General features: G+C 42.3%; 7 protein-coding genes. 2 read left to right on the forward strand and 5 right to left on the reverse strand.

All coding sequences use genetic code 11. The annotated features are described in order from the left end of the window. Positions 1–238 (forward strand): hypothetical protein (locus GZ63_RS18295; protein ID WP_038220982.1); only part of this gene is annotated, 238 nt, incomplete at its 5' end. 173 nt (positions 239–411) lie between these two features. Here the strand turns inward: GZ63_RS18295 and GZ63_RS18650 are convergent. Then, on the reverse strand, positions 412–891 hold the full coding sequence (locus GZ63_RS18650) for a C40 family peptidase (protein WP_318842361.1): 480 nt from the start codon (positions 889–891) through the stop codon (positions 412–414). An 85-nt stretch (positions 892–976) separates the two neighbouring features. Here GZ63_RS18650 and GZ63_RS18655 point away from each other — a divergent pair, with 85 nt between their 5' ends. After that, a complete protein-coding gene (locus GZ63_RS18655; protein ID WP_318842362.1) occupies positions 977–1,129 on the forward strand; it encodes a hypothetical protein in 153 nt (50 codons plus the stop codon). A 231-nt stretch (positions 1,130–1,360) separates the two neighbouring features. Here the strand turns inward: GZ63_RS18655 and GZ63_RS18665 are convergent, their stop codons facing one another. The 4 genes from GZ63_RS18665 to GZ63_RS0105420 form a co-directional block, all read right to left on the reverse strand. Then, positions 1,361–1,534: a LysM peptidoglycan-binding domain-containing protein gene (locus GZ63_RS18665; RefSeq protein WP_318842360.1), complete on the reverse strand. Its 174-nt coding sequence runs from the start codon at positions 1,532–1,534 to the stop codon at positions 1,361–1,363. Between the two features lie 495 nt (positions 1,535–2,029). Beyond that, positions 2,030–3,316 (reverse strand): S8 family peptidase, encoded by a 1,287-nt coding sequence (locus tag GZ63_RS0105405; RefSeq protein ID WP_156947681.1) that lies wholly within the window; start codon positions 3,314–3,316, stop codon positions 2,030–2,032. A 102-nt stretch (positions 3,317–3,418) separates the two neighbouring features. Continuing rightward, complete coding sequence (locus tag GZ63_RS0105410; RefSeq protein ID WP_029267622.1) at positions 3,419–4,759, reverse strand: N-acetylmuramoyl-L-alanine amidase; 1,341 nt, start codon at positions 4,757–4,759, stop codon at positions 3,419–3,421. Positions 4,760–5,139: 380 nt separating this feature from the next. Next, positions 5,140–5,790, reverse strand: a complete 651-nt coding sequence (locus GZ63_RS0105420; RefSeq protein ID WP_029267624.1) for a lysoplasmalogenase — start codon at positions 5,788–5,790, stop codon at positions 5,140–5,142. Positions 5,791–5,926 lie beyond the last annotated feature (136 nt).

Genomic DNA, 5,926 nt, shown 5'->3' on the forward strand with positions numbered 1-5,926 from the left:
AAGGCAGAAAATAGGGTTGATAGAGGTGATCTTTCTTGATGGTAGATTTGATTGGAATGGAAGATGCTGCTTTTCAGGAGGAAGTCGAGCGATAGGAAGGTATTCTCGCGCAATAAGGGAGGCAGGTCGAGCGATAACACGTGCGAGTCGCGCAACAAGAGGAGCTACTCGAGCAATAAAGCAAGAAAGTCGCGCAACAGCAGACAGCAACACAAGGCACGACATCCTCACCAAGTAAGGAACACTTGCTTAGAAAGGAGTCGAGCGAGCTCCAACACACAGCAAGACATCCTCACCAAGTAATCAGCACTCCCCCCGGAAGACAGGTGGTTTTCTGCCACGCAGAAAACCTTCCCCCTTCAACATAAAAAAATCCCTTAGTCGCATCATGCGAACAAGGGATTATTTAGATTAATAGAATCGTTTATAGCTGTCAAAGTGCTTGCTCCAGTATGGGTTGTTGATGTTGGCGATTTTTACGCCGGAGCTTCCTGCTTGGATGAAGTCGCCGCCGCCAAGATAGATTCCCATATGGGAGATGCCTGCTTTGTACGTATTTTTAAAGAATACGAGGTCGCCAGGCTTTGGGTTATTGACATAATGAGAGCGGTTGAAGTATCCGCTTGTTGATAGGCGTGGCATACCTTTTCCTGATTGATTATAGGTATAATAGATAAAACCACTGCAATCAAATCCGCTTGGTGAGGTACCGCCCCATACGTAAGGTGTGTTTTGCAGGCTTTTCGCTTTGCTGATCAGGCTATTTACGTTGTAATCAGCATTTGACGACGTTCCGCTTCCTTGATTGCTGCTTCCGCTACTGCTGTTACTTCCATTATTATTATTATTGTTATTACTACTACCGCTGCTTGATTTTCCGTTGATGCTCAATTTATCTCCGACGTAGATCATATGTGAATTTAGGTTATTCCAGCTTTTTAGTTTCGAGACGGTTACACCGTAACGTGAGGCGATCTTGCTTAATGTATCACCGGATTTGACGGTATATACTTTCGATGAGCCTGTTGACCCGGAATTACCACTGGAACTTGAGTTAGAACCGGAGCTTGCGCTTGATCCGGAGGAGCTTGTACCGGATTTATTTACTTTAAGCTTATTTCCAGGATAAATCAATGTCGTGTTTAAGTTATTCCACTTCATTAATTTAGATAAGGAAATATTATGTTTATAAGCGATGCCGCTTAGCGTGTCACCGCGTTTGACGGTATATGTACCGGAGCTGCTATTTCCGCCTGAACTTGAACTGGAGCTAGAGCTTGAATTTGATGAAGATCCGTTTGAGGAGGATCCTTTACTTGTTTTTATCACTTGATTCGGGAAAATAAGACTCCCTGACAAGTTATTGATTTTTTTTTAAATGGGAAACGCTTGTGTTGTATTGCTGAGCGATTTTCCACAGAGAATCTCCGCTTTTCACTTTATATGATGCTGCTTCTGCCTTATCTGCGCCAACTAATCCTCCTGCGATCGCTGCCGTGGCAGTGACGGACATAATCATTTTTTTGTTAGCCAAAAAAATCCCCCTTTTTCTATGCTTTCATCCCATTTAGTAAAAAAAGTATAATATGGTAATTAAAGCAATAATATCATACTATTAACCTATTTTTCATAAATTGCCAGATTTGTAATGTAATTGTAAAATAAAGGCGTTTTGTGTCTTAGCCGTAATCCAATTAAAAAAGCTAAACAAGACCTGTAAACCTAATTTCTAAAAAAAAAATTCCCCGAAAAGTCTCTCTTTTTGTCCGACTGTTCGGGGGAATTTCCTTCCTGAAAGAGAACGCCGTGCCCCGTGTAGGAACCGTGCAGGGGTGAGCAATAACACGGAAGAAGAAACTGCTTGAACGAGAAAGGGGAACGCAGCAGTAACACACGACGTGTCATTCCACTTGCAAAACATAAACGGTAAAAAGTCTTATTTTTTCATTCACGAGCATCTTTGTCATGCTTAAAGTTTCATGGTGTGGAAAGGATCATACCTCCAGTAAATCCTGCATCCAAAAGCTACCTAGCTGTCGATTAAATTGGCAGCATTTAGATAGCCGCTTCCTTGGGCATTGGATGGTTGTCCCAAATCTTCGCTTGCGTCCATCAGTTGTTCTTTTACTTGGTCGGGGGTGAGATCAGGGTTATTTTGGAGCAACTGTGCAACGACTCCCGCGCAAATTGGTGTGGCCATGGAGGTTCCGGATAATGAAACATAATTGGAATCGACACGCGCAGCTTTATTCGTCTTATCGAGAAACGAATTAGGTGATCGTAGGGAAACAATGTCTACCCCAGGTGTTAAAAGGTCTGGTTTTGGCAGACCATCAATCGTTGGACCACGACTGGAGAAATCAGCTACCGTTTCATCGGAACGATCTGTGTTATTGTGGTCATCCGCTGCACCAACGGTAATAACTTTCGGACTGGTGCCAGGGCTTCCAATCGATTGTTCCTCAGGGCCTGAGTTACCAGCGGCTACGCAAACAACCATCCCTTCATCCCACGCGGCATCTACTGCCCTTACGACCGGATCATCTTCTGCTGGTTGTGTTGCTTCGGAACCTAGGGATAGGGAAAGAACATTGATAGCGTGTTCGGCTTGATTTTGGATACACCATTCAATCCCATCAATGACGGTAGACAGGGAACCAGAACCCATTTTATTTAACACCTTCACACCAACTACGTTAGCGTCAGGTGCCGGTCCTTTATATTTTCCGTCTGATGCAGCGCCGTTTCCCGCCGCATCACCAGCACAGTGGGTACCATGTCCATTATCGTCATATGACTGATCTTGATCGCCTACCAAATCTTTAAATGCTTTGATTCGGCCTTCCAAATCCGCATGTGGGTGGATCCCCGTATCAATGACCGCGATGGTTACATCTTCCCCAGTTAATCCATTTTCTTGTAATTGATCGGAGTTCATGGAGGGTGTGGCAGTATCAAGTAAGGTGGTAACTTTTCTGTCGTAGTGGATTTTTTTGATGTGGCTACAGGTATCCATTAATTTTTCCATATTTTTTACGGATAGATTAGCAGAGCAACATGAAATAGAGGGAAATTCGCGTAAATGCCGACATTTCGCTTTTTTTACATCATTTAAGCCATTCACATAGCAGCCATCCTCAAACTCGATGATGATCGGAAGCCGCTTCATTCTTTTACGGATATTTTCAAGTGGTTGGTGTAAAAAGCACGGAACGGAGCGAAATGGTTTATAAAAGTCGATAATTTGTCGTCTTAATTCTTTGTCGATTTTTCGCCCCTTTCGTCGTATTAACTCAATCATGGAAAAGTTTAACAATGTGTTATCCTCCTTTCATTGATTTACAATAGCTTACGTAAATAGTCAGAAAAGAGGGTAGACAGGTTGTTTAGAAAATAGAAAAAGAGGCTTCAAACCAGCTTATTGCTTGATAGCGTTAAGGACTTTTTCCAGGTTTTCGATACTAGCATCAATCATTTTTTTATATAAATTTAATATGCTTTGTCCGTATTGATCCCCAGGAACAGCCCATTTTCCGTTTAAATCTGTCCAGTTTTTCGCCGAACCTCGTGTTACAAGATCAAAACGGGGATCTACAAGCGGATATTCATCTGGCAAGGAATCTTCCGATGCATAGGCAAACAAGTGCTGCAGGTGCGCAAGAACACCTTCCCTTGGCGTATCAAAACTTGCCCCCGGATTATCCGGACCAGTTGCACCGATTCCGGCAAAATTATTTTGATCCGGCTGCACGATCCCAGTAAAACGGAGGTAGTCTGTTTCATGCATTGCTTGAGCAAAGGCGATATCTCCTCGAATACCGTAATACGCCCCAAATGTGGAATAATATTTTCCTAATGCAAGCGCATCCTCGTTAATGTCTTGAACGAATTGATTCATGTGTTCCGGAGAAAGAAAGGTCTTGCCTAAAATTGCGTAGCTTGAAGAATCCTCACCTACGTCATCGGGATTCTCTGTTAAAATATAAACATCCGCAATGCCAGCATTTTTAACCTTATTTAATTGCCTTTCTGCATTGGACCGTTTAGAAAAAGCTCCAGCTTGCACACGATACCATTGCTTCCCGGATATAGTAGTAGGAGATACAAAGGAGTCGATCCCTTTTGAATCGAGTAGAGCTACCCGTTTATTCGCATTTTTTCGTGACTGAAAGGAACCAGCGATCACTTTATACAGTGTTTCACCATCCTGTTTTCGCTTTAAGCCAAATGCCTTTTCCAATCCATTGACATGCCCTTGCGCGACCTTCCTGCGCCATGATGCTTGCTCCATTAAGTTTGCATCATGCTCGTTATCGATGAACCCATTTTCCGTTAACAGGGCCGGCATTGTCGTCTCACGAAGCACATGGAAATTTGCCTTTTTCTTGCCGCGATTACTTAACGCATTTACCTTTGTGATTGCTTCATGCATCGTATCCTGATAGTTGGCCGTTTTAGAAGAATCAGATAAACTGCTGTGAATATAATCCTCATACCCTTTCGCTGATCCGTTGAAAGAATTACAGTGGATACTCAGGAAATAATCAGCACCCCAGCTATTCGCCTCATTCGTCCGCTCATCTAGACTGACAGTGCTATCGTCTGTGCGACTCATGCGCACGTTCACATTTTCATAGTCCTTGTTTAAAATCGAACGGATCTTGAGGGCAATATCCAGGTTAATCGCCTTTTCCTTTAATCCATTACCACTCGCACCATTATCAGACCCACCATGCCCTGGATCTAAATAAAGCTTCATTAATCAACATCCTCCTTTTCATCAAAAATGGTACTGCCATTCCATACTATGAAAAAGGTAAAACTTGAGCTGGACAAAGTGTTTATTTTTGAAAAAATTGAGGAAATCATGGAGGAAGTCGAGCGACAAACAGTCCGGGTCGCGCAATAAAGCAGGAAAGTCGAGTAATAACATGATTAAGTCGCGCGATACAAGGGGAGGGTCGCGCGATAAACAGGAGAACTCGAAAGGTAGTAAATGGAACTTGAAGAAGGCTGGTTTTCTGCTCCCGCAGAAAACCTTCGTTTATACGATACGATGGAAACAATTCCTTTTTAATAGAAATGATTCATTCTCTCAAACTACCAGCCCCTTGAGGCGCTACTGGTAAACAATTCATGTCATGTTGTTCGCTCCTTTTTTTGTGCAATGGTCATGAGGCTATGGGCGATGAAAAATTGTGCGGCATAATACGTCATCATAACGAGTACATCTTCATACGCGACTTGCGCAACAAATTTATTCCAAGCTAGGATGGAATCGGAAATGACAAATAAAATACTACCAATCATTGCCCAAATGTTACGTGTCATCATCGCAAGCCAGCACATCATCATAATCGCAAGTATGTAAAAAATAACTGGAATAATTAATTCCTGGTTACCACTCTGCTTGAGACCATCCACGAATTGACTACCAATCATTGCACTAAAAATAAGGAGTGGGATAAGTGACGTTGCACGTTGCCAAGAAAATTGAAACTGTTTCCAAAAAGCACCAATATAACATAAATGACCAATTAAAAAGGCGGATAATCCAACGATGAACCAATGTAATGTCCCATCCCCAACCATCGAAAATCCTAGTCCAATTAAAAGAAGAGAATGGGTCATCTCCCGGTGTTGCGGTACTTGCTGACATGCATAATAAATAATCAGTACCATTGGAATGATTTTAAAAACTAATTTCACAAATATTGGTTCTGCTGGAACGATGAAAATATAGATAAGTACCATCAGTAAAATGCTTATACGTAATAGATGTAGCTGCATGATTTCACCTCAGTTATTAATATATTTTGCGATCGACTGCTAAAAATCCTGCAAAAAGGAAATCATTAAAACCGGTTTGGGTTCTCAGCCAGACTCGCGCAACAAAGCCCTGAACACGAGCGATAATGCCTAAAAG

The sequence above is a fragment of the Virgibacillus alimentarius genome (assembly GCF_000709085.1).
In the GTDB taxonomy this organism is placed as follows: domain Bacteria; phylum Bacillota; class Bacilli; order Bacillales; family Amphibacillaceae; genus Virgibacillus_B; species Virgibacillus_B alimentarius.